We start from the raw sequence: 23,405 nt of genomic DNA, 5'->3' as shown, positions 1-23,405 counted from the left end.
AACGGGGACAAACACGACAGACAGGCGGCCAACGGCGAACAGCGGCGAGCAACCGCAGACAATGCCAATTGGGCGCCAGAAACGGCAAAAGCCACCCGGAGGTGGCTTTTGCCTGACATCGCGCCGCTTGCCCTGGATCAGTGCCCACGGCCGGTGCTGATTTAGTCCACTGCGCCCTTACGGCTCGCGCTGCGGCGCTCGTGTTCCTTCAGGTAACGCTTGCGCAGACGGATAGACTGCGGCGTGACTTCGACGAGCTCGTCGTCGTCGATGAATTCAACCGCGTATTCCAGCGACATCTGGATCGGCGGCACGAGGCGCACCGCCTCGTCCGTACCCGACGAACGCACGTTGGTCAGCTGCTTACCCTTGATCGGGTTCACGACCAGGTCGTTGTCACGGCTGTGAATGCCGATGATCATGCCTTCGTACAGCGGCTCGCCCGGCGACACGAACATACGGCCGCGATCCTGCAGCTTCCACAGCGCGTACGCAACTGCCGCGCCGTCGTCCTGCGAGATCAGCACGCCATTGCGACGCTCGCCCACCGCGCCTTCCTTGACCGGCTGATACGAATCGAACGTGTGGCTCATCAGGCCCGTGCCGCGCGTGAGCGTCAGGAATTCCGACTGGAAGCCGATCAGGCCACGCGCCGAAATACGGTACTCGAGACGCGTACGGCCACGGCCGTCCGATGCCATGTCGAGCATTTCGCCCTTGCGGCGACCCAACTCTTCCATCACGCCGCCCTGGTGGCCGTCTTCCATATCGACGGTCAGGTTTTCGTACGGCTCATGCTTCACGCCGTCGACTTCCGTCATCACCACGCGCGGACGCGACACGGCCAGCTCGTAGCCTTCACGGCGCATGTTTTCGACCAGAATGGTCAGGTGCAGCTCGCCGCGGCCTGCCACTTCGAACGTGGTTTCGTCGCCCGTTTCTTTCACGCGCAGCGCAACATTGTGGTTCAGTTCCTTCATCAGGCGGTCACGAATCTGACGGCTCGTGACGAACTTGCCTTCGCGGCCGGCCAGCGGCGACGAATTGACGAGGAAGTTCATCGTCAGGGTCGGCTCGTCGACGGTGATCATCGGCAGCGCTTCCGGCTGTTCCGGCGCGCAGATGGTCACGCCGATACCGATTTCTTCGATACCGTTGATCAGCACGATGTCGCCGGCTTCAGCGGACTCGACCTGCACGCGCTCCAGACCCTTGAACGACAGGACCTGATTGATCTTACGGTTCAGGATCGCGCCATCGGGACCCGAACGCACGGCGACCGACATACCCGGCTTGATCGTGCCACGCGTGATACGGCCCACGCCGATACGGCCGACGTACGACGAATAATCCAGCGACGTGATCTGCAGTTGCAGCGGCGCTGCCGGATCGGCCGGGCGGACCGGCACGTGTTGCAGCACGGCTTCGAACAGCGGACGCATGTCGCCTTCGCGCACGTCCGCAGTCAGGCCGGCATAACCGTTCAGGCCCGATGCGTAGACGATCGGGAAGTCGAGTTGTTCGTCGGTTGCACCCAGCTTGTCGAACAGGTCGAAAGTCTGGTTGATCACCCAGTCGATCCGCGCGCCCGGGCGGTCCACCTTGTTGATCACCACGATCGGCTTCAGACCGAGCGCCAGCGCCTTCTTGGTCACGAAGCGCGTTTGCGGCATCGGACCTTCGACGGCGTCGACCAGCAACAGCACCGAGTCGACCATCGACAGCACACGCTCCACTTCACCGCCAAAGTCGGCGTGGCCCGGGGTGTCGACGATGTTGATGTGCGTGCCTTCGTACTCGACCGCGCAATTCTTCGAGAGGATCGTGATGCCACGTTCCTTTTCGATGTCGTTCGAATCCATCACGCGCTCGACAACCTGCTGGTTGTCGCGGAACGTGGCGGTCTGGCGGAGGAGCTGGTCGACGAGCGTGGTCTTGCCGTGGTCGACGTGGGCAATGATGGCGATGTTGCGTAGGGCGCGAGTCATAGGAACCTGGAGACAGTTGAGTGCGCCAGCAGCAGCATTGTGTACGAAGCCAACAAAGCCCAAAGCGCACTTTTGGGAACCCAACATTATAGCACGCCCAAATGAAGCTATCTGGTATTCCCTGATAGCCCCGTCCCTTTTCATGCAGCGGCCTGTAGGAAAAGAACTCATCGCAGATCGGCGATGCCCTACGCAAAACCGCGCGCATTGTGCCTTGAGGAGGAAAAGTTCCTTGCCTAAGCTGTAATAACGCTTGCCGCGTCAATCAACCGCCCCCTATAATCCTGCCTAGTCAACCATTGCATTCGCACGAGAATCATGACGGATCCGTCCTCAACGCCCGACCCAATCGTCAGCGAGTACCAGCTAGGCGAAAGCGTCGGCTATCTGCTCTCCCGGGTGAAATCGACCATGTCGAACCTCGTCACGCAGCGCAGCATGACGGAGTTGGGCATCACCAGCCAGCAAGGCAGCATCCTGTTCATGGTGGCGAGCGGCAAGTGTCTGCTGGCCGCCGAACTGGCGCGTGAATACGGCATCGACGCTAGCGCCGTCACGCGCCTGGTCGATCGTCTGGAGAAGCGCGGCTTGCTCACGCGAGTGCGCAGCAACGAAGACCGGCGGGTGGTCCGGCTCGCACTGACACCGGAAGGCCATGCCATCGCGGCCAGAATGCCAGCCATTTTCAACGGGGTGCTGGACAGTCTGCTGGGCGGTTTCACCGCGGAAGAGGTGGGCTTCCTGAAGAGCATGCTGCGCCGCGTACTTGTTAATTCCGGCGAGCAACCACCGGGACTAACCCGTGATGCAGCAAGCAATTTCGACAGTAAATCGTAAGAAATTACTTGCAGTGTCCATCATTACAATTCACTCAAAGAGTCGAGCGATGAAATCCCTTTCCCTGTCCGCGCCCGCGCTTTCGAGCCGGGCCGCTGTCGCCGCCGCGGTGACGGCGCTCGCCCTCACGGGGTGCGCGAACTACTTCGGCATGAAGAGCGACAAGCAGATCTCGTCGCCGGCTCAGTATGAGTCGGCCCAGAGCCTGCCCGGCCAGGGCGGCCAATGGCCGTCGCTCGACTGGGCGAACCAGTTCGGCGATCCGCAGTTGCCCAAGCTGATCGCGGAAGCGCTGGAAGGCAGCCCTTCGATCGCGCAGGCGCAGGCACGCCTCGCCAAGGCTTCGTCGTACATCGAAAGCTCGCGCTCGGCGCTCTATCCGAAGGTCAACGGCAGCTATTCGTGGACTCGCGAACTGTTCTCGGGCAACGCGCTCTACCCGCCTCCGTACGGCGGCACCTGGTATAGCGAGAACAATGTGCTGGCGAGCGCGTCGTGGGATCTGGACCTGTGGGGCAAGAACCGCCAGCGCCTGGGCCAGGCCGTGTCGCAGGAAAAGGCCGCGCAAGCCGATATGCAGCAGGCGCGCGTAACGCTCGCCTCTTCCGTGGCGAGCACCTATAACCAGCTCGCCCAGTTGTATGCATTCCGCGACATCGCCGCGCGCGAAATCGCCAACCGCCAGGACATCAGCCGCATCACCAACGGCCGCGTATCCGCCGGGCTCGACACAAACGTCGAACGGGAAACCGCGAACGGCAACATCGCGAGCAGCCAGGCGAACCTGACCGATCTCGACGGCCAGATCACCGTGGCGCGCTATCAGTTGGGCGCGCTGCTCGGCAAAGGTCCGGATCGCGGCCTCGCGATCGCCAAGCCGGTTCTGACCGGCGGCGACACGGTAGCGCTGCCGGGCAATCTGCCGGCCGACCTCGTGGCACGCCGCGCGGACATCGTCGCCGCACGCTGGCAGGTCGAAGCAGCGATGCACGACGTGAAGGAAGCAAAAGCCGAATTCTTCCCGGACATCAACCTCGCCGCCGGTGTCGGTTTCGATGCGTTCGGCTGGGGCCGCTTCCTCAAGTCGGGCAGCCGCCAGATGCAATTAGGCCCGGCAATCCATCTGCCGATCTTCGACGCCGGCGCACTGCGCTCGCAGTTGAAGGGCCGCTACGCGGATTTCGACCTCGATGTGGCGAACTACAACCAGACGCTGATCAGCGCCCTTTCGGATGTCGCGACACAAGTGTCGTCGATCCGTTCGATCGACCTGCAATCGGGCGACGCCCAGCGCGCGCTCGATGCGTCGACCAAGGCCTATCAGCTGGCGGTAATCCGCTACAAGGCCGGTTTGTCGCCGCAGTTGCAGGTGCTGACCGCCGATCAGAACCGCCTTAGCGCCGAGCAGACTGTAACGGGCCTGAAGATGCGCCGCCGCGATTTGCAGATCGGCCTCATCAAGGCGCTCGGGGGTGGTTTCGACGCAACGCAGACCGGCCTCGTGGTGCCGGCCGATGCCGCGGCACCGGCCGCCGCGGCATCGGCCACCGCCGCGACCGCCGCAGCAAACTGAAGCCACACCGCCGCAAACCACACTCGCACGAACATCCGAATAAACGACGACGCTTGAGAGAACCCGGAGCACATCAATGAGCACCCCCCAGCAGCCCGCTGCCCCCGCACAACCGGCGAACAACGGCAAACGCAAGCGCATGATGACGCTGCTCGTCATCGTGATCCTGATCGCCGCCGTCGCCTACGGCCTTTACTACTTCCTCGACGCGCGCTTCCATGAAGATACCGACGACGCGTACGTGAACGGCAACGTCGTACAGATCACGCCGCAAGTCACCGGCACGGTGATCGCCGTGAACGCGGACGACACGCAAACCGTGAAGGCCGGCGACCCGCTCGTCGTGCTCGATCCGGCCGACGCACGCGTCGCGCTCGAACAGGCCGAAGCGAATCTCGCGCAGACGGTGCGCCAGGTGCGTGGCCTGTTCGCCGACGACAATCAGTACCAGGCGCAAGTTGCCCAGCGTCAGTCCGATCTGTCGCGTGCACAGGACGACCTGAAGCGCCGCCTGACGGTCGCGCAAACCGGTGCCGTGTCGCTGGAAGAAATCTCGCACGCGCGTGACGCCGTGAAGAGCGCGCAGGCCTCCGTCGACGCCGCCGAACAGCAACTGGCGTCGAACCGCGCACTGACCGCCAACACCACGATCGCGAATCACCCGAATGTGCAGGCTTCCGCCGCGAAGGTCCGCGACGCGTACCTGAACAACGCACGTAACAACCTGCCGGCGCCAGTCACGGGCTACGTGGCGAAGCGCTCGGTGCAGGTCGGCCAGCGTGTCTCGCCGGGCACCCCGCTGATGGCCATCGTGCCGTTGGGCGGCGTGTGGGTCGACGCGAACTTCAAGGAAGTGCAACTGAAGCACATGCGCATCGGCCAGCCGGTCGAGTTGACGGCCGACGTGTACGGTTCGTCGGTCGTGTACCACGGCAAGGTGGTCGGCTTCTCGGCGGGTACGGGTTCGGCGTTCTCGCTGCTGCCCGCGCAGAACGCGACCGGCAACTGGATCAAGGTGGTGCAGCGTCTGCCGGTACGGATCGCGCTCGACCCGCAGGAACTTGAAAAGCATCCGCTGCGTATCGGCCTGTCGATGCAAGCCGACGTGAGCATCAAGGACGATAACGGCGGCCAGCTCGGCCAGGCGCCGAACACGGTTTATCAAACCAGCGTGTTCGACAAGTACGGCGACCAGGCCGATGCTGAAATCGCCCGCATCATTTCGGAAAACGCAGGTCCGAACGGCGGCTCGCAGAAATCGCTTCAAAGCAGCGCGGCCAAGCCCGCTGCTGCGAAGCTGATGTAAGCGGCGCGACGATTCATAGAAGGCTCTTTTAATGGCTCAGGCTCAGGCGCAGGTCCCTCATCCGCCGCTCGAGGGCGCGCAACTGGTGATCGGCACCATCGCGGTGTCGCTCGCCGTGTTCATGAACGTGCTCGACACGTCGATTGCAAACGTGTCGATCCCCTCCATTTCGGGCGATCTCGGTGTGTCGTCCGACCAGGGCACCTGGGTGATCACGTCGTTCGCGGTGGCGAACGCCATCTCCGTGCCGCTGACGGGCTGGCTCACTGAACGTGTCGGTCAGGTACGCCTGTTCATGGCGTCGATCATTCTGTTCGTGATCTCGTCGTGGATGTGCGGCCTCGCACCTACCCTGCCGTTCCTGCTGGCCTCGCGCGTGCTGCAAGGCGCCGTGGCCGGCCCGATGATTCCGCTGTCGCAAACGCTGCTGCTCGCCAGCTATCCACGCGCCAAGGCGCCGATGGCGCTATCGATGTGGGCAATGACCACACTGATCGCGCCGGTGGCGGGGCCGATTCTCGGTGGCTGGATCTCGGACAACATCTCGTGGCCGTGGATTTTCTACGTCAACATTCCGGTCGGGGCGATCGCTGCCATAGCCACATGGACGATCTTCCGCAACCGCGATTCGGTCATCAGAAAGGCGCCGATCGACGGTGTCGGTCTCGGCCTGCTGATCCTCTGGGTCGGCTCGTTGCAGGTGATGCTCGATAAGGGCAAGGACCTCGACTGGTTCTCGTCGACCACGATTGTCGTGCTGGCGCTGGTCGCGGTGATCGCGCTCGCGTTCTTCATTGTGTGGGAATTGACGGCCGAGCATCCGGTGGTCGATCTGTCGCTCTTCAGCCGACGCAATTTCACGAGCGGTACCGTTGCGTTGTCGATCGGCTACGGACTCTACTTCGGCAACCTGGTGTTGCTGCCCTTGTGGCTGCAAACCGATATCGGCTACACCGCCACCGAAGCGGGTCTCGTGATGGCGCCGGTCGGCCTGTTCGCCGTGCTGCTGTCGCCGATCACAGGCAAAGTGTTGCCGCGCACCGATCCACGCTATATCGCGACCTTGTCGTTCCTGGTGTTCGCGCTGTGTTTCTGGATGCGCTCGCGTTATACGACCGGCGTCGATACTTATTCGCTGCTGCTGCCCACCTTGATTCAGGGGATCGGCATGGCCGGGTTCTTCATCCCGCTGGTATCGATCACGTTGTCGGGCCTGCCGGGCAACCGGATTCCCGCGGCGTCGGGCTTGTCGAATTTCGTGCGGATCATGTGCGGCGGTATTGGCACGTCGATTTTCCAGACCGCGTGGGATCACCGCACCATCATGCATCACGCGCAATTGGCCGAACAGGCAAGCGCGTACAACCCGGTGTTCGATCAGTCGATCCGGCAGATGGGTGCGGCGGGCTACAGTCAGCCGCAGGCGTATGGTCTGTTCAATACGATGGCGACGCAGCAAGCCGCGCAGTTGGGCGTGAATGATCTGTTCTTTGTATCGGCGGGGATCTTCGTCGCGCTGATCGCGCTGATCTGGATGGCAAAGCCGGAACGCGCCGGTGGTGATGCCGGTGCGGCGGCCGCGGCGGCGCATTGAGGATTTAGCCCCGGTCTATAGCAACCGATGATGTGAAAAAAGGCGGGACCGCATGGTAGCGGTCCCGCCTTTTTGTTTGGCAGCGGTTCGCAGGTCGACCGGAGAACTAGCGGCCTAGCTCTCCGCGGTAACGACCAGCCGCTCGGGCGCCAATACGCCCTCGCCTTGCTTCGCGACACCCAGCAGACGCCCTTCTCCCGCATACACGCGTACACGGGGCGCATTCACGGCTTCGCCGGTAATGGTCAGCTCGGAAAGTTTCAGACGCTGACCGTGCAGGAAGCGACGGGTCGCGTCCTCATCCAGGGTGATGAGCGGGAATGTGGACAGCAATGCATCGACGGGTTGCAGCCACGCATCACGCTCGCTCTCAGTCGCATCGGACAACGCATCGAGCGTCACCGAATTCTCCAACGTCAGCGCGCCGACGCCGGTACGCCGCAGTGCGACCAGATGCGCACCGCAACCGAGCGCCTCACCGATATCCTCGGCAAGGGTGCGCACATACGTGCCTTTGCTGCACGTCACGCGAAACGTCACGTCGGGCAAGGCACACGCCAACATCTCGAGCGCGTGAATCGTCACCTGACGCCCTTCCCGCTCGACCGTCAGACCCGCGCGCGCATATTCGTACAGCGGCTTGCCGTCGCGCTTGAGTGCCGAATACATCGGCGGAACCTGAACGATGTCGCCGAGAAATTTCTGCATCGCCACCTGGACCGCTGCCTGATCGCACGTCACGTCGCGCGTGTCGACCGGCTCGCCTTCGGCGTCACCCGTAGTCGTGCGGATACCGAGGCGCATGGTCGCCTCATAAGTCTTGTCGGCTTCAAGCAGATCTTGCGAAAACTTGGTCGCTTCGCCGAAACACAGCGGCAAGAGACCCGTGGCGAGGGGGTCGAGCGTGCCGGTGTGGCCTGCCTTTTTGGCCAGGTAGAGACGCTTGGCGCGAATCAGGGCGTCGTTGCTCGACAGGCCGAGCGGCTTGTCGAGCAGCAGCACGCCGTCGAGCGCGCGACGCGGCACGCGGGGGCGTTGAGATGCGGTCATGTCAGAAAGACAGAGTCTTCGAAGGAGTCGGAAACAGCGCTAAACGAACTGCGGCTGACGCATTGCAACTGAGACAGTGCAACGGCTCAGTCTTCTTTCGCGCGACTGGCGTTCGCCTCGTCGATCAGACGGGACATTTCAACGGCCCGTTCGATCGTCTGATCGTAATGGAAATGCAGCGTCGGCACGGTATGGATGTGCAAACGCTTGAACAGCTGATTGTGCAGATGGCCGGCCGCGTGCGTGAGCGCTTCGAGCGTCTGTTGCGGGTCGCCGGTCAGCGTCGTGAAGTAGACCTTCGCGTGCGCGTAGTCAGGAGTCAGCTCGACGCTTTGAATCGTGACGAGGCCGATGCGCGGATCCTTGACCTCGCGCAGCAACTCGGACAGGTCGCGCTGGATCTGATCGGCGATCTGCACGTTGCGATTGGGGGAAGAACGTTTTTTAGGCATGGTGTTTGTGTGATCCGTTCTGACGGATGCAAAAAAGTTGTTCGCGCAAACCGTGGCGGGCTATTGCCAGGTCATTGCCGGGTCATTGCCCGCTCGTTACCTGGCCGGCGGCGATACGGCTTGATAGCGGCTGCAAGCCACTGCGGGGCGCACTGCGCGACACATGCGCCAGCCCCCAAAGACAACGGGCGGAGCGGGCGCTTAAGCCCGCTCCGCCCGTTGAGCCAATGCCGCGTGAATTACAGCGTACGCGCGACTTCGGTAACTTCGAAGACTTCGAACTGATCGCCTTCGACGATATCGTTGAAGTTCTTGATCGACATACCGCACTCGAAGCCCTGACGGACTTCCTTCACGTCGTCCTTGAAGCGCTTGAGCGAATCGAGCTCGCCCGTGAAGATAACGACGTTGTTGCGCAGCACGCGTACCGACGAGGAACGCTTGACGAAACCGTCCGTGACCATACAGCCGGCCACCGCGCCGATCTTCGGTACCTTGAAGACCTGACGCACTTCGACCGTACCCGTCACGATTTCGCGCTTCTCCGGTGCCAGCATGCCCGACATCGCGGCCTTCACTTCATCTACTGCGTCATAGATGATGTTGTAGTAGCGAATATCGACGCCATTGCTTTCCGCCAGCTTGCGCGCCTGTGCATCCGCACGGGTGTTGAAGCCGATGATGACCGCTTTCGAAGCCGTAGCCAGGTTGACGTCCGACTCGCTGATGCCGCCGACTGCGCCGTGCACGATCTGCACACGGACTTCGTCGGTCGACAGCTTGAGCAGCGACTGCACCAAAGCTTCCTGCGAACCCTGCACGTCGGCCTTGACGATGAGCGGCATGTACGCCACTTCGCCTTCGCCCATCTGTTCCAGCATGTTCTCGAGCTTCGCGGCCTGCTGCTTGGCCAGCTTGACGTCGCGGAACTTGCCTTGACGGAACAGCGCAACTTCACGCGCCTTGCGGTCGTCCGGCATGACGATGACTTCTTCGCCTGCTTGCGGGACTTCCGACAGACCTTGAATCTCAACCGGGATCGACGGACCTGCCGACTTGGTCGGCTTGCCGGTTTCGTCGAGCATGGCTCGCACACGACCGTAAGCGCTACCTGCCAGCACCACGTCGCCGCGGTTCAGCGTACCCGACTGGACCAGGATCGTTGCAACCGGACCCTTACCCTTATCGAGCTTCGCTTCAATGACGAGACCCTTGGCCGGCGCTTCGACCGGTGCCTTCAGTTCCAGCACTTCGGCTTGCAGCAGCACGTTTTCCAGCAGTTCGTCGATACCCGAGCCGGTTTTCGCCGACACTGAGACGAACGGCGAATCGCCACCGTATTCTTCCGGCACGACGCCTTCCGCGACGAGTTCCTGCTTCACGCGGTCCGGATTCGCGTCCGGCTTGTCGATCTTGTTGATCGCGACGACGAGCGGCACGCCGCCTGCTTTCGCGTGGGCAATCGCTTCCTTCGTTTGCGGCATCACGCCGTCGTCGGCTGCGACCACCAGAATCACGATGTCGGTTGCCTTCGCACCACGAGCACGCATGGCCGTAAATGCTTCGTGGCCCGGCGTATCGAGGAACGTGATGACGCCGCGCGGCGTTTCGACGTGATACGCGCCGATGTGCTGCGTGATCCCGCCCGCTTCACCCGCTGCAACCTTGGCGCGGCGGATGTAGTCGAGCAGCGAGGTCTTGCCGTGGTCGACGTGACCCATGACCGTGACGACCGGCGGACGCGGCAGTGCTTCTGCGTCCGTGATTTCGCCTTCGACCAGCATCGCTTCCGGATCGTCCAGCTTGGCCGCAACCGCGTGGTGGCCCAGTTCCTCGACGATGATCATCGCCGTTTCCTGGTCCAGCATCTGGTTGATCGTGACCATCTGGCCGAGCTTCATCATCGACTTGATGACTTCCGAGGCCTTCACCGCCATCTTGTGCGCCAGATCGGCGACCGTGATGGTTTCCGGCACGTGCACTTCACGCACGATCGGTTCGGTCGGCGCCTGGAACGTGGTGTTCTGATCCTGATGCTTGCCGCGACCCTTCGGGCCACCGCGCCAGCCGCGATCGACACCGCCGCTCGAATCGCCACGCGTCTTGATACCGCGGCGCTTCGCTGCGTCGTCCTGCCAGCCGCCCTTGCCACCACCCGGCTTCTTCTTGTCGCCAGCCGACGGTGTGGTCGTGGCAGCCGGAGCCGCTGCGGTAGCCGGCTTCTTGGCTGCCGGACGTGCGGGTGCTGCGCCTTCCGGACGTGCCGGCTTGTGCAGCGTGCCCTTGGCTTCCGCGGCCTTGGCCGGCTCAGCGGGCTTCGGTGCCGGTTCCGGCGCCTTGACCTGCGCCTTGCGCGGCGTGTTCATCATTTCGCGAATCGCACGCGCTTCGGCTTCTGCCGCCGCACGGCGCTTGCTGACTTCTTCCTGCTCGGCGCGCGTTTTCTCGGCGGCCTGACGCGCTGCGTCTTCCGCCTTCTTCGCCGCTTCGCGTTGCGCCGCGCGCTCTGCCGCAGCGCGCTCGTCGTCCTGCTCGCTTTCCTTGGCAACCGCCGGCTCCGCAGCCTTGGCCGCGACCGGTTCAGCCTTCGCGGCTGCCGGTTGGGCAGCCTGTGCCGGCTTCGCCGCCTGAGCCTGCTCGCGAGCAGCCGCTTCAGCCGCAGCCGCGCGCTTCTTCGCCGCTTCTTCTTCCGCACGACGGCGCTCGGCTTCAGCAGCCTGCTCGCGCGCCTGACGTTCGGCTTCTTCGCGCTCGAGTTGCTCCTGACGCGCCTTCAACTCCTGAGCCTGCTTTTCGAGCAGTTCGGCTTCGTGACGAGCTTCCTCTTCACGGCGCTGGAGTTCGAGATCCTCGACGTCGACGTCGGCCTCGGCCACATGATTCGATGCATCGCCGCCTTCACCGGCAGCTTCGTCGCGGCGGACGAAGGTGCGCTTCTTACGCACCTCGACCTGAATGGTGCGAGCTTTGCCCGTCGCGTCGGATTGCTTGATCTCCGACGTATGCCGTTTCGTCAGCGTGATCTTGCGCTTGTCCGCATCAGTCGAGCCGTGAGACTTGCGCAAGTGGTCGAGCAGACGCGCCTTGTCCGTTTCGGACAAGCTGTCGTCTTCGCTCGCTTTAGTGACGCCTGCTGCCTGAAGCTGCTCAAGGAGCACGCCTGCAGGCATTTTCAGTTCCGCGGCAAATTGGGCTACGTTGTTACTCGCCATTCATTCCTCTTAATGCAAGGACCGATTCCTTGCGGTTAGCATCTTGTCATGCGGCCTAACGGCCGCGGTCAATTTAGTGCGCCATGGTCATTTCTCACTGGAACCAATGTTCACGTGCTTTCATGATCAACGCCTTAGCGGCATCCTCTTCCATTCCGGTCATCTCGACCAGTTCATCCACAGCCAGCTCGGCGAGTTCGTCGCGCGTCTGGATCTGATGTTCGGCAAGCTTGGCGAGCAGGTCGGCATCCATGCCGTCCACGCTCTTCAGATCGAGCGCAACATTTTCGACCTTTTCTTCATTCGCGATCGCCAACGTCAACAACGCATCGCGCGAGCGATTACGCAGTTCGTGAACGGTGTCTTCGTCGAATGCTTCGATCTCGAGCATCTCGTTGAGCGGCACATAAGCGATCTCTTCGAGGCTCGTAAAGCCTTCGTCGATCAGGATGTCGGCAACTTCTTCGTCGACATCGAGACGCGCCATGAACAGGTCACGCAGTACCCCGCGTTCCTGATTCTGCTTTTGCGCGGATTCGTCCGGCGTCATGATGTTGATCTGCCAGCCGGTGAGTTCGCTGGCAAGACGCACGTTCTGGCCACTGCGACCGATCGCGACCGCCAGTTCGTTTTCGTCTACGACGACGTCCATCGAATGCTTTTCTTCATCGACGACGATCGACTGGACGGCTGCCGGCGCGAGCGCGCCGATCACAAACTGTGCGGGATCTTCCGACCATAGCACGATGTCGACGTTTTCGCCACCGAGCTCGTTACGCACGGCCTGGACGCGCGAACCGCGGATCCCGACGCACGTGCCGATCGGATCGATGCGCTTGTCATAAGCAACCACGCCGATCTTGGCGCGCACGCCCGGATCGCGGGCTGCCGCCTTGATTTCCAGCAAACCCTGTTCGATTTCCGGCACTTCCATCTCGAACAGCTTCATCAGGAATTCAGGCGCCGTACGCGACAACTCGATCTGCGGACCGCGAGCGGTACGATCGACCTTGGCGATATAGGCGCGCACGCGGTCGCCCACGCGCAGATTTTCCTTCGGAATCAGCTGATCGCGACGCAACAGCGCTTCGACACGGCCGGTTTCGACGATGAAGTTGCCCTTATCCAGGCGCTTCACCGAACCGGTCATGATGTGCTCGCCGCGCTCGAGGAAATCGTTCAGGATCTGCTCGCGTTCCGCGTCGCGCACTTTCTGCAGGATCACCTGCTTGGCGGCCTGCGCACCGATACGGCCGAATTCGATCGACGGCACCGGTTCTTCGATGTATTCGTCGAGCTGGATTTCCGGCTGCTGTTCACGTGCTTCGAACAGCAGGATTTCCTGATCCGGCTCTTGCAGACCGGCTTCGTCCGGCACCACCTTCCAGCGGCGAAACGTTTCGTGCTCGCCGCTTTCACGGTCGATCTGGACGCGGATGTCCGCGTCTTCTTCGAAGAGTTTCTTGGAGGCCGACGCGAGAGCCGCCTCGAGCGCGGCATATACCACGTCTTTATCGACGTTCTTCTCGCGTGCCAGCGCATCCACCAGCATCAACACTTCGCGACTCATTGTTTGCGGCTCCTAAAGTCAACTTTCGGAACGAGGCGTGCCTTATCGATATCCGCGACGGTGAAATCGAGCATCGCGGCGCCTTCCTTCCCTTCAAATTCCAGACCGATCGTCTCGCCTTGCGGAGCATGCAGAATGCCCCGGTACGATTTCCGTCCGTCCAATGGCTTTTTCAATGTGATTACCACTTCGCTGCCTGCGAAGCGTTCGAAATCCGCCAGTTTTTTCAGCGGTCGGTCGAGACCCGGCGACGACACTTCAAGCCGCTCGTAATCGATATTTTCGACCGTCAGAACGTGCTGGAGCTGACGCGTGACTTTCTCGCAGTCTTCGATCGCGATGCCGGCCGGCTGGTCAATATAAATACACAAACTGCCGCGCCCGGTGCGCTCGAGATCGACGAGCTCGTAGCCGAGTCCCACGACCGTGGTTTCAATCAGTTCCGTCAGTTGCACAGTGCCCTCTAAGATGTTCGCGCGGCGAGACCTGCCGGGTTTGTCTGCAAACACCAATGCGGGCCGCGCGCCAAGCCGGCGCACGTTCGTGCTACCCGAGATGCCGAACCACTGAGAACTGAGCGGCAAAAAAAAATGGGCTAAACGCCCATCATCTTATTGCCGGTGGTCGCACCTGAGCCGCACATGAAAAGCCGCACGCCCAGCGACTCCGCGATTGTAGCCATTTTTCGGGACAAACGCAAACCGCAGAACGCCGCGCGAAGCGCATTTCCGCTTGATTTCATGGGAATCTTTCAACGATATGGCGGCGCTGCGAGCCTTTTGCAAGGCGGCTTGCGCGGCCTCAGACCCGCGCCGCACAAGCAGGGTGAGGAAACTCTGCCCCTACTTATGCACGCGCCGCGGTTTTATGCGTTCCATGAAACCTGCGATGAAACCTGCGGCGCTCGTCGATCGATTCCGACGGTGGCAAGATGTAAATCGTTGAGAAACGATCAACCGCCCACCGTCCTGCTTACAGCGCTTGCCGCTTAACGGCCACGCGAGCGGCCGCGCGGTGCGCCACCGCCGCCACCACGATTGGCGCCGCCCGGGTTGGTGTTGCCGCCACCGGCGCGGTTGGCGTTACCGCCACGATTGCCGCCCGGCCCGCGGCTGCCACCGCCGCCGCCCGGATTGCCACCCGGGCCGCCAGCGCGCTTACCGCCGCCAGCCGCGCGATTGCCACCGCCCGACGGCGCACGATTGCCGTCGACGTCGCCACGGCCGCCACGCGGACCAGGCGCGCCGCCGCCCATCGGGCCGCTGAAGCCACCGGCGCTACGCCCAGCGCCGCGATTACCGTAGCCGCCGGCGCCACCGCCGCCGAAACCACCACCAGCGCCACCCGCGCCACCGCCGAAGCCGCCGCCCGCCGCACCGCGACGGCCTTGACCGCGCGGCTGCTGCTGATCGAAGCGGCCATGCGACATCAGCACCGGTTCGCGGCCGATGAAGCCCATCGACGTTTGCATCGGATCCGGCTGCTTACGCTCCGGCGCCTCTCTGCGGCCGCCCTTTTCTTCCGACGGCGCCTTCAGGCCGACCGACGCCATCAGCGCACGCACCTGATTGTCTTCGAGTTCTTCCCAGCGACCGCGCTTGAGGCCCTTCGGCAGCGAGATTGCGCCATGACGCGTACGGATCAGGCGGCTGACCATCAGGCCGGCTGCCTCGAACATGCGGCGCACTTCGCGATTACGCCCTTCGGCGAGCGCGACGTGATACCAATGATTGGTGCCTTCGCCGCCACCATCGCGGATACGCAGGAAATTCGCCGGGCCATCTTCCAGCTCGACGCCGTGCAACAGCTTCTGACGCATGCCTTCCGCCAACTCGCCGACCACGCGCACCGCATATTCACGCTCGACGCTGTAACGCGGATGCATGAAACGGTTTGCCAGATCGCCCGAGGTGGTCAGCATCAGCAGACCTTCGGTGTTGAAGTCGAGGCGGCCGACCGCAAGCCACTTGGCGGTCTTCATGGGCGGCAGCTTGTCGAACACCGACGGGCGGCCTTCCGGATCGGCATGACTGACGATTTCGCCAGTCGGTTTGTGATACAGCAGCACGCGCGGCGGCTTGCTGGCCAGCTTGCGCTTGACCGGCTTGCCGTTGATGCGAACCTGGTCGGTCGGCATGATGCGTTGGCCGATGTGGGCCGGCTCGCCGTTCACCGACACGCGGCCGGCAACGATCAGTTCTTCCATATCGCGGCGCGAGCCCATACCGGCTTCAGCCAGCACTTTGTGCAGCTTCGGCGCGTCGTCGTCCGCGGCAAGGACCCGTTTGGGCGCGGCCGGTTTGCCACGGCGCAGCATCGGGGCGCGCACGCCGCCGGTGGCGCTGTTGTCGGCATCGAATGCGGGCGACGTGACGTACGAGAACAGGTCGTCCGGACTTGCTTCGGTTGCCGCTGCCACCGGCGCTTCGCCGCCCCGGCGATTCTGACGCTGACCGCCTTCGCGCGGCTGACGCTCACGCTGCCCTTCACGCGGCCCGCCCTCGCGAGGCGCGCCTTCACGCTGACCACCCTCGCGCTTCGCGCCGCCCGCATTGCGGCGCGGGCCCTTGGCGCCGGCTTCCTTGCGCGGCGCACGCACCTGCGCGGCCACCTCGCCGTCCGGCGGTGTTTCGGTGACGACCGGCGCGCCTTGCGCGGGTGCGCCTTCAGCGCCCTTCGTCTTCGCTCCGGCGCGGCGCCGCGCGATCAGGCTGCGCGGCCCGCGACGCAGGCCGCGGCGCGGACGGTCTTCGCCGTCTGCTTCCGTGGTCTGCGCCGGGCGCTCGCTCTCGCCTGCCGACGCTTGCGTGGTGCGCGCTTCGTCGGCGCGTGCCGACGGCACGGCGCGCTCGGATTCGGACGAATCGGTGTCGTGGGTATGTGTCAAAACAACCTCAAAATGTCAGGTCGCGCACGCCCATTGCGGGCGCGGCAAAAAAAGTTCGGTTACGTCAGGCGCTGCGCGACTCGGGTTCGTCGTCGGTCAGAATGCCTGCGTCCTGCGCCGCATCGCGACGATCCTCAGGATCGCCGTGCGCCGCCGTGGTCGGGTTCGGCTCGGCGGCGTGCTCCGTATCGCGGAGTACGCCCGAGTCGTGCGCGGGTATTGCCAGATCGGCCTGGGAGGCCGGATCGTGATTCAGTGCGGGCCCGGCAGCGCCGTCCCGCGGTTCAACGTTTGCCGCTTCAACATGTTCCTGCACAGCCGGGGGTTCAGCAGCATCCTGATGCGGCTCAGGTGCCGACGCGACATTCGCGGCGCCCTGCGTGGCCTCGGCGAGTTCAGTTACCTCGCCTGCTTCGGCTGCCCCGCTGGCTTCAACCGAAGCCGCGTGCTGTGCCTGATCGACCGCCACCGGGCGCTCTTCAGCGTATTCGCCTGCGACATCCGTTCCCGCTGGCTCGCCTGCAGCGGAGTCCACCGGCTCTTCGGACGCGCCCGCTTCGGCAGAAGCCAATGCCTGCGCGGTCTCGACCTCCGAAAATTCGATTGCGTGCTGACCGAGCAGATCCGCGTTCAACTGCGCCGACGGATCCGCGAGCGGCGGCAGTTCGTCGAGCGCCTTCAAACCGAGGTCGTCGAGAAATTGCCGCGTGGTCGCGTACAACGCCGGACGCCCTGGCACATCACGATGGCCGATCACCTCGATCCAGCCGCGATCTTCGAGCTGCTTGACGACCTGCGTGTTCACCGTGACGCCGCGAATCTCTTCGATATCGCCGCGCGTGACCGGTTGCCTGTACGCAATGATCGCGAGCGTCTCGAGCACCGCGCGCGAATATTTCGGCGGTTTCTCAGGATGCAAACGATCCAGATACGAGCGCATCGCGGGCTTGCTTTGAAATCGCCACCCCGACGCCAGCCCGACCAGCTCCACACCGCGCCCAGACCAATCCTGCTTGAGGTCTTCGAGCAAATTCCGAACAGTGTCTGCCGACACGCCGTCGGCAAAGAGCTTGCGCAAATCGACGAGCTTTAACGGCTCCTGCGCGCAGATCAAGGCAGTCTCGAGGACGATCTTCGCCTCTTGGGTATTCATGCAGCTAGGTCAGACCCTGTGGTCAAAGAACCGGATCAAACAGACGATGTGGAACTGAAGACGCGCTCGCCCGATTCTGATCGGTCATATTGATGGGAGCACGCACCGGGGGGAGGCGAAACAGGCAATCGAGCCAAACCCAGCCGGACGGAGCAGCGATATTCCTGAAAGGAATCGCGTGACTGAGCGCCATATTACGCAAAAACAACCGGTGCGTAAAGACGAAATCCCCAGCGCATTTTTTAGCTATGGCTCAAGTCGTCCGCTTAAAAGGCAAAGCTGGCGGAAACGAACAGGAATCCGCCCCGGATGGGCCCGCAATTGGGCCGCGGTTGACTCCCAAGCCGGAGCCGCCTGCCCGCTCCACCGTACTTCAACGCACTTCAACGACGTTTCAACGCGCGCCGTGCTGCGCCAGGAACCGTCTCAGACGCTCGACGCCCGCGTCCAGCCGGACGGGGTCGCAGGCATAGCACCAGCGCACGAAGCCCTCGCCTTCCTGGCCGAACGCGCTGCCGGGCGCCACGCCCAAGCCCACTTCCCGCACCATGGCCTTACATAGCTCGAGGCTGCGGGACGCACCTGGCATCGAGAAAAACAGGTACATGGCTCCAGGCGGCGCCTTCACGTCCACACCGGGTACGGCGGACAGCGCCTGCACCAGATGGTCACGCGATGCCTTCAGGTCGCGCACCAGGTCCTGCGTGAAGCGCTCGCCCTGCTGGACGGCCGCAATCCCCGCCTGCTGGACAAAATCCGGCGCGCACGAGGTGTTGTATTCAACCAACTTGCCCAGATCATCCATCAGCGAGGCCGGGGCGACGAGCCAGCCAAGCCGCCAGCCGGTCATCAGCCACGCCTTGGAAAACGAGTTGACGCAGATCACGCGCTCGTCGCGCGCAGCCAGATCGAGGAACGATGGCGCCGTGCGCGAACCGGCATCGTGCGCGGCGGAATCGGGGTCCGGATAGTAAAGGCGTTCGTAGACTTCGTCGGCAACGATCCAGATGCCGTGACGACGGCAGTGCGCCAGCACCGCGCGCTGCTCGTCGCGGCTCATCACCCAGCCGGTCGGATTGTTCGGCGAGTTGATCAGGAGCATCTTCGTGCCGGGCGTCAACGCCGCCAGCAGTTGCTCGAGATCCAGTTGCCAGCCGCGCTCGCCGTAGCCCAGCGCGACGGTTTCCACCTGCGCGCCCAGAATCTTGGGAATTTCGACCAGATTCGGCCACAGCGGCGTTACCGCGACGACGCGGTCACCCGCGCCTACCACCAGCTGCGCGGCCAGCATCAACGCGTTGACACCGGCGCTTGTCACCGCGATATGGTCGGGCGAAGTCGCCCCGTGCAACTCGCTGACGTAGCCCGCGAGCGCCGCGCGCAGTGGCGCGATGCCCAGGTTATGCGTATAGAAGGTGGCGCCGGCGGCCAACGCGGCGCTGGCGGCGTCGCGGATGAAGGTCGGGGTCGCCCGGTCGGACTCGCCGAACCAGAACGGCAGCACGTCGGCGACGCCGAAACCGGCATTCGCGACTTCACGGATCTGCGAAGGACGCAGTGCGCGCACGGCATCGCGCGCATTGGGGACGGAGGGCACAAGCAGATCCGATTCGCTCATCGAGGCTTCCAGACGGTGATGGACAGGTAGTCGGTAATAGGCCAAGGCGGGTGCCTGGGAGAGGTGACAGTTTAGCGCGGCGCCTGTTTTTGGGACGGTGAAGTCCCCGCATGAGGACGCGTGTCAGCGTCGTCAGTTCAAATCTTCCGCCCGCGCCGGCAATTGACGAATCAGGCTCCACACCGCCTCCGCCGCCGGCGACAACGAGCGGTCGCGCCGCCGCACCAGTTCGACCGTGCGCTCAGCACGCGGTACGAGTGGCCGCGCCACCAGCGAGGCGCCAGCCGGCAACGGCAGCGCCAGCCAGGGCAGCACGCTTACGCCGACACCCGCCTCGACCAGCCCAAAAACGGTCGCGGAATGCCCCAACTCCTGCACCACGGTGGCGCTCACGCCGTATTCCTGCATCACGGCGTCGATGATCGGCCTGCTGCCCGACGCGTAATCGAGCATGACAAGCTGCTGGCCTTCCAGGTCGGTCCACGCGACCCGCTCTCGCGCTGCCAGTGGGTGGTCGTCACGCGCAACCACGCAAAATGAATCCGTCATGAGCGATTCGCTGAGCAGGTCGTCGGCGGAAAACGGGCCGATGATCACGCCGAAATCGACTTCGCCCGACTTCACCTTGCGCACCACATCGCTTTGCACGTCGTCGCGCAAACCGAGGGTGACGTAGGGAAACTGACGTCCGCACGCCGCCACCACGCGGGGCATCAACCGGCAGGCGACCGTCGGGCTCGCGGCCACCACCACGCGCCCACGGCGCTGTTCGCCGATTTCGCGAATTTCGCGCAACGCGTCGTCCAGGTCCGTTAGCAGGCGTGACACGCTCGATACCAGGTTGCCGCCGACATCCGTGAGTTGAACTTCGCGCGTGGTGCGGTCGATCAGCTTCAGACCGATCTCCCCTTCCAGTTCACGTACGCAGCGGCTGACCGCCGACTGCGTCAGACCGATCTCATCGCCGGCCCGGCTGAAGCTCTGCAATCGGGCCACCTCAATGAAAACCCTTAGCTGACGCAGCGTCACATTCATTTACCGACCTCATCAATAACTCCGTTTGATGCGCATTGTAGGGCGAATTGCCGCACCAGAGTCGTATTCAATGATCTCGCTGCAATGCAGCAATAAGGCGCAAACGCACGCTGGCCGGGCCTGATTGCACAAGATTGGTGATTGTCCCGATTTGCGAGATGGGTTTTTTGGATTCTTATACGGCCCTAGCTAGCGCCCGCGCTGGCCCGCTGTCACAGGGCTTTCAGGTAGTTGGACTCGACTTGGCACACTTTCTGCATTTACTTGCACACAGGGTCGGCGCCATGACTTCTGACTGACATGAAACCGTGGCAAGCCCGACCCCCCTTGGCACTCGCCTATCGAGTGCATGGAGAGTGCGCGGCGCGGGGCAGCGCACCGGAGTTAGCTTCGCTGAGGTGAAACATGATGCTGTTCGACGATTTGAGAGACAACGAGTGGGCGCTGGTCGAGGCGTTGTTCTGTGCGGAGCCAGCACGGAGCGAACGGCGCGGTCGGCCACGCGTGGAAGCACGCGCGGTTGTCAATGCCGTGCTTTGGGTGCTATCGACGGGCGAAGGCTGGTCCAAGCTGCCGGGCCGCTATCCGTCGCCGCCGACTTGCCGCCGTCGCTTCGACGAATGGCAAGCCGATGGTACGCTCGCCGAAATAGTTAAGCGACTCGGCACGAGCGGCCGTGAAATTTCGCTACGCGGCCGCATTGGTGCGACCGCGGCGAAACCGCCGGCACCGCCGAGCCGCGACCGCTTGCGTGGCGCATTCTGGACCAATCCGGAATCGTGGCGCGCGCCGGTCAAGATGGCCTGACGCGAATTGTTTTGCCTCCGGGCGCCTGCGGGCGCCCGGCTTGTATCCGGGCCGCCGTGCGTTCGCCGTACGCCGTATGTCGACGCCCGCCCGGCCTGCATGGGCACCGCTCCCCGGGCGCCTGGTACAGCCGTCTCTTCCTGTTCCGCCGACTTCACCATCAAGCCGCGCCAGACCTCCGGTGTGGCTTGATTGTTGCCGATGAAACATCCATTTACCATTACTTACAGCGTGCTTTCGTCACTCAGCATACCTTTATGTGTATGCAAACAGGCCTTGAGTCGATTGGCTTGACGGGAGCTCAACATGAAACCAATGTCACTGCTTCTGTGCGGCATTGTCGTTTCATCAATGGCCGCATCAGCGCTCGCACAGCAGCGCCCACAAGGCTGGAACTCGCGGCCGGATCACTCGGCCACGGTTCAGGCCTGGCAGCAAAACGATGCGCGCGGCCGCGACTTCACGCCGCCTGCGCCGCGTGGCGATTTGCGCGGCGATATCGCGAGTAATGCACGCATGCGGCCGGAAGCGCCGCCGCGAGAAGATTCCACGCGTCGCCGTTAGTGACAATGCATTACATGGCGAATTGAACGATTAGGGAACCACCCGGCGCTGCGCCAGTCTGATTTAACGCCATTAGCACAGCGTGGCAGTAGTAATTCCGGTAAGCCCGTATCCTTGCGATACGGGCTTTTTTTTGCCTCAGGGAGAATTTAGCGGACGGTTAGCGGACGGGCAGCGTGCACCGTACACAGCCGTTCAGCCGTTCAGCCGGGCAGCAACGCGGAGCGAAGAATCACCGCCAGCCGCGTAAAGCGGCCGGAAAACAGCGTCTGCCCACCCCTGCCCTAAGGCCGGGCTTCGAGCGCGGCCGCGGGCTGCGTTTCGGCTGTAGCGACGACGTAATCGTTCATTCGCTGTGCAGTCCAGCTCAACAGGCGCTCATCATGCGCGAGTCTCGCGAATTCGGCCCGGCCCCGCTCAGTGAGCACGGCGATATCGACCGGCGCATGAAAGCCTGGCGCCGGAGCGACGGTGCGCTGCCGAACAGTGTCCATCAGGCCTAACGCGCGAAGATATTGGAAGACACCCGGCCGTCTGGCCCATGGAACCTGGCGATATTGCGCCCGCCGCAGCGCTTCAAGTACCGCTTCGTTGGAATACGTGGTCATCTCACTTCTTTCTTAAAGTGCAGCTATGACACATCTATGCCCAACACGTCACCGCGCCACCAGCGACGCGCATGGCACCCGCCCTTGGCTGGAACCCGGCTGCATGCCATGCTCCGCCAGGTGCTGCCTGGTCTGGTTTTCGGAACCCCCGTCTGAACGGCATGTTAGCGTTCTCTCTGCGGGCCGACGATGCAACCGCTGCGGCGCGATAGCAGGCCCGTAGATTTGTCCCGAAAGACATACGTTACCCCATTTAAATTGATTCTATTCACTTTATTAGCGCTTTTTTTTGCAGCAATCGTGCTATGGAAACGCGCTCGCGGGCCGCTCGCCATTATCACGATCGCGCTGTTCTGGCTGCTCGCCACCGGCTGGCTCACTGCTCCATTGCTGGAGTTGGCGCAGCCGCATCGGCAAACCGACACGCCTGCCAGCTTCGCGCCACGCACCGCGATCATCATGCTCGGCGGGGGCACCGCCTACGACGAAAACGATGTCCTCGTGCCGCCGCCTGACGTGATCGCGCGCATCGCAGTGAGCGCCGAAAACTATGCGGCCTGCAAGCGTACGGCGGTCACGTGTCAGGTGATCGTGAGCGGCGGCAATCCGCAGCGGCGCGCCGCCAGCGAGGCAGACACCTATCTGCCGTATTTACTGCGCAAACAGGTGCCGCGCACGGACATCGTGCTGGAAAACCGCAGCCGCACGACTTACGAAAACGCGCGTAACGTCTCGGCTATTCTCGAGCACTCAAGTTACGACTCACTGATACTCGTCACCTCCGCCTATCAGATGCCGCGCGCACTGCTCGACTTCCATCGTTTCGGCCTCACGCCGCAACCGTTAATCTCGAGCGCGAGACATGCACGTCTCGGTGTAATGCCGCACTATGACAACCTTGTGAACGCCGAGCTTGCACTGCATGAACTGCTTGGAATCGCACAATTTCATGTCTATCGTGCAATCGGATGGTTCTGAATCTCACATGTCTTAGCGAGGCAATTTATTTAGAGATGCGAATATTCCTTTTATCGACAAGACATTATCGAGTTGGACGCCACATCGTCATCGATAACGACTGTGGATCGAACGTAACAAGATGTAACTAATTGTCATTACCGTCACAAAACGTCCGCTGGAGCGGATTTTGC

General features: G+C 62.8%; 18 protein-coding genes and 1 pseudogene. 8 read left to right on the top strand and 11 right to left on the bottom strand.

The window, feature by feature from the left end:
* Window positions 1-161: 161 nt before the first annotated feature.
* Window positions 162-1,988 (bottom strand): translational GTPase TypA, encoded by a 1,827-nt coding sequence (gene typA / locus PQR67_RS16810; protein ID WP_408461227.1) that lies wholly within the window; start codon window positions 1,986-1,988, stop codon window positions 162-164.
* Window positions 1,989-2,306: 318 nt separating this feature from the next.
* Here typA and PQR67_RS16805 point away from each other — a divergent pair, with 318 nt between their 5' ends.
* The 4 genes from PQR67_RS16805 (at window position 2,307) to PQR67_RS16790 (ending at window position 7,298) form a co-directional block, all read left to right on the top strand.
* Window positions 2,307-2,825 (top strand): MarR family winged helix-turn-helix transcriptional regulator, encoded by a 519-nt coding sequence (locus PQR67_RS16805; protein ID WP_408461224.1) that lies wholly within the window; start codon window positions 2,307-2,309, stop codon window positions 2,823-2,825.
* A gap of 49 nt (window positions 2,826-2,874) precedes the next feature.
* On the top strand, window positions 2,875-4,398 hold the full coding sequence (locus tag PQR67_RS16800; protein ID WP_408461221.1) for an efflux transporter outer membrane subunit: 1,524 nt from the start codon (window positions 2,875-2,877) through the stop codon (window positions 4,396-4,398).
* 76 nt (window positions 4,399-4,474) lie between these two features.
* Window positions 4,475-5,704: an EmrA/EmrK family multidrug efflux transporter periplasmic adaptor subunit gene (locus PQR67_RS16795; protein WP_408461219.1), complete on the top strand. Its 1,230-nt coding sequence runs from the start codon at window positions 4,475-4,477 to the stop codon at window positions 5,702-5,704.
* A gap of 31 nt (window positions 5,705-5,735) precedes the next feature.
* Window positions 5,736-7,298, top strand: a complete 1,563-nt coding sequence (locus PQR67_RS16790; RefSeq protein ID WP_408461217.1) for a DHA2 family efflux MFS transporter permease subunit — start codon at window positions 5,736-5,738, stop codon at window positions 7,296-7,298.
* A 114-nt stretch (window positions 7,299-7,412) separates the two neighbouring features.
* Here the strand turns inward: PQR67_RS16790 and truB are convergent, their stop codons facing one another.
* The 5 genes from truB to rimP form a co-directional block, all read right to left on the bottom strand.
* The gene (gene truB / locus PQR67_RS16785) at window positions 7,413-8,348 is read right to left on the bottom strand and encodes a tRNA pseudouridine(55) synthase TruB (RefSeq protein WP_408461215.1); all 936 of its coding nucleotides are present in this window, start codon (window positions 8,346-8,348) and stop codon (window positions 7,413-7,415) included.
* Between the two features lie 86 nt (window positions 8,349-8,434).
* Window positions 8,435-8,800, bottom strand: a complete 366-nt coding sequence (rbfA, locus tag PQR67_RS16780) for a 30S ribosome-binding factor RbfA (RefSeq protein ID WP_408461212.1) — start codon at window positions 8,798-8,800, stop codon at window positions 8,435-8,437.
* Window positions 8,801-9,039: 239 nt separating this feature from the next.
* Window positions 9,040-12,012 carry a translation initiation factor IF-2 gene (infB, locus tag PQR67_RS16775; RefSeq protein ID WP_408461208.1) on the bottom strand — a complete coding sequence of 991 codons (2,973 nt, stop codon included), beginning with the start codon at window positions 12,010-12,012 and terminating at the stop codon, window positions 9,040-9,042.
* 94 nt (window positions 12,013-12,106) lie between these two features.
* The gene (nusA, locus tag PQR67_RS16770) at window positions 12,107-13,582 is read right to left on the bottom strand and encodes a transcription termination factor NusA (protein ID WP_408461206.1); all 1,476 of its coding nucleotides are present in this window, start codon (window positions 13,580-13,582) and stop codon (window positions 12,107-12,109) included.
* Complete coding sequence (gene rimP / locus PQR67_RS16765) at window positions 13,579-14,037, bottom strand: ribosome maturation factor RimP (RefSeq protein ID WP_074286020.1); 459 nt, start codon at window positions 14,035-14,037, stop codon at window positions 13,579-13,581. The genes nusA and rimP overlap by 4 nt, the downstream gene beginning before the upstream one ends.
* Before the next feature lie 186 nt (window positions 14,038-14,223).
* Here rimP and PQR67_RS16760 point away from each other — a divergent pair, with 186 nt between their 5' ends.
* Window positions 14,224-14,574, top strand: a complete 351-nt coding sequence (locus PQR67_RS16760) for a hypothetical protein (protein ID WP_408461204.1) — start codon at window positions 14,224-14,226, stop codon at window positions 14,572-14,574.
* Here the strand turns inward: PQR67_RS16760 and rluB are convergent.
* The 4 genes from rluB to PQR67_RS16740 all read right to left on the bottom strand — a co-directional run bounded on the left by rluB (window position 14,571) and on the right by PQR67_RS16740 (window position 20,275).
* On the bottom strand, window positions 14,571-16,469 hold the full coding sequence (rluB, locus tag PQR67_RS16755) for a 23S rRNA pseudouridine(2605) synthase RluB (protein WP_408461202.1): 1,899 nt from the start codon (window positions 16,467-16,469) through the stop codon (window positions 14,571-14,573). The genes PQR67_RS16760 and rluB overlap by 4 nt on opposite strands.
* Before the next feature lie 64 nt (window positions 16,470-16,533).
* Entirely contained in the window at window positions 16,534-17,622 is a 1,089-nt protein-coding gene (gene scpB, locus PQR67_RS16750) for an SMC-Scp complex subunit ScpB (protein ID WP_408461200.1), read from the bottom strand.
* 394 nt (window positions 17,623-18,016) lie between these two features.
* The gene (locus PQR67_RS16745; protein ID WP_408461198.1) at window positions 18,017-19,240 is read right to left on the bottom strand and encodes a pyridoxal phosphate-dependent aminotransferase; all 1,224 of its coding nucleotides are present in this window, start codon (window positions 19,238-19,240) and stop codon (window positions 18,017-18,019) included.
* A 132-nt stretch (window positions 19,241-19,372) separates the two neighbouring features.
* Window positions 19,373-20,275 carry a LysR family transcriptional regulator gene (locus tag PQR67_RS16740; protein WP_408461196.1) on the bottom strand — a complete coding sequence of 301 codons (903 nt, stop codon included), beginning with the start codon at window positions 20,273-20,275 and terminating at the stop codon, window positions 19,373-19,375.
* A 408-nt stretch (window positions 20,276-20,683) separates the two neighbouring features.
* On the opposite strand from PQR67_RS16740, the pseudogene PQR67_RS16735 reads away from it, so the two are divergent.
* Window positions 20,684-21,079 (top strand): annotated as a pseudogene (locus PQR67_RS16735) (transposase); the annotation flags it as partial.
* A 309-nt stretch (window positions 21,080-21,388) separates the two neighbouring features.
* Window positions 21,389-21,646, top strand: a complete 258-nt coding sequence (locus PQR67_RS16730; RefSeq protein WP_408461193.1) for a hypothetical protein — start codon at window positions 21,389-21,391, stop codon at window positions 21,644-21,646.
* Window positions 21,647-21,930: 284 nt separating this feature from the next.
* Here PQR67_RS16730 and PQR67_RS16725 read toward each other — a convergent pair whose 3' ends face one another.
* A complete protein-coding gene (locus PQR67_RS16725; protein ID WP_408461191.1) occupies window positions 21,931-22,254 on the bottom strand; it encodes a hypothetical protein in 324 nt (107 codons plus the stop codon).
* Between the two features lie 258 nt (window positions 22,255-22,512).
* On the opposite strand from PQR67_RS16725, the gene PQR67_RS16720 reads away from it, so the two are divergent.
* The gene (locus PQR67_RS16720) at window positions 22,513-23,232 is read left to right on the top strand and encodes a YdcF family protein (RefSeq protein ID WP_408461188.1); all 720 of its coding nucleotides are present in this window, start codon (window positions 22,513-22,515) and stop codon (window positions 23,230-23,232) included.
* Window positions 23,233-23,405 lie beyond the last annotated feature (173 nt).

This window comes from Paraburkholderia fungorum, assembly GCF_046026025.1.
Classification (GTDB): Bacteria; Pseudomonadota; Gammaproteobacteria; order Burkholderiales; family Burkholderiaceae; genus Paraburkholderia; species Paraburkholderia fungorum_E.
The sequence above is the reverse complement of the archived record's forward strand: the minus strand, read 5'-3'. Positions and strand labels throughout refer to the sequence as shown.

Coding starts and splice junctions, on each gene's coding strand:
- PQR67_RS16805 (WP_408461224.1), top strand. CDS start 2,307: ATGACGGATCCGTCCTCAACGCCCGACCCAATCGTCAGCGAGTACCAG.
- PQR67_RS16725 (WP_408461191.1), bottom strand. CDS start 22,254: ATGACCACGTATTCCAACGAAGCGGTACTTGAAGCGCTGCGGCGGGCG.
- PQR67_RS16795 (WP_408461219.1), top strand. CDS start 4,475: ATGAGCACCCCCCAGCAGCCCGCTGCCCCCGCACAACCGGCGAACAAC.
- PQR67_RS16730 (WP_408461193.1), top strand. CDS start 21,389: ATGAAACCAATGTCACTGCTTCTGTGCGGCATTGTCGTTTCATCAATG.
- truB (WP_408461215.1), bottom strand. CDS start 8,348: ATGACCGCATCTCAACGCCCCCGCGTGCCGCGTCGCGCGCTCGACGGC.
- nusA (WP_408461206.1), bottom strand. CDS start 13,582: ATGAGTCGCGAAGTGTTGATGCTGGTGGATGCGCTGGCACGCGAGAAG.
- infB (WP_408461208.1), bottom strand. CDS start 12,012: ATGGCGAGTAACAACGTAGCCCAATTTGCCGCGGAACTGAAAATGCCT.
- rbfA (WP_408461212.1), bottom strand. CDS start 8,800: ATGCCTAAAAAACGTTCTTCCCCCAATCGCAACGTGCAGATCGCCGAT.
- PQR67_RS16790 (WP_408461217.1), top strand. CDS start 5,736: ATGGCTCAGGCTCAGGCGCAGGTCCCTCATCCGCCGCTCGAGGGCGCG.
- PQR67_RS16800 (WP_408461221.1), top strand. CDS start 2,875: ATGAAATCCCTTTCCCTGTCCGCGCCCGCGCTTTCGAGCCGGGCCGCT.
- PQR67_RS16760 (WP_408461204.1), top strand. CDS start 14,224: ATGAAAAGCCGCACGCCCAGCGACTCCGCGATTGTAGCCATTTTTCGG.
- typA (WP_408461227.1), bottom strand. CDS start 1,988: ATGACTCGCGCCCTACGCAACATCGCCATCATTGCCCACGTCGACCAC.
- PQR67_RS16740 (WP_408461196.1), bottom strand. CDS start 20,275: ATGAATGTGACGCTGCGTCAGCTAAGGGTTTTCATTGAGGTGGCCCGA.
- PQR67_RS16745 (WP_408461198.1), bottom strand. CDS start 19,240: ATGAGCGAATCGGATCTGCTTGTGCCCTCCGTCCCCAATGCGCGCGAT.
- scpB (WP_408461200.1), bottom strand. CDS start 17,622: ATGAATACCCAAGAGGCGAAGATCGTCCTCGAGACTGCCTTGATCTGC.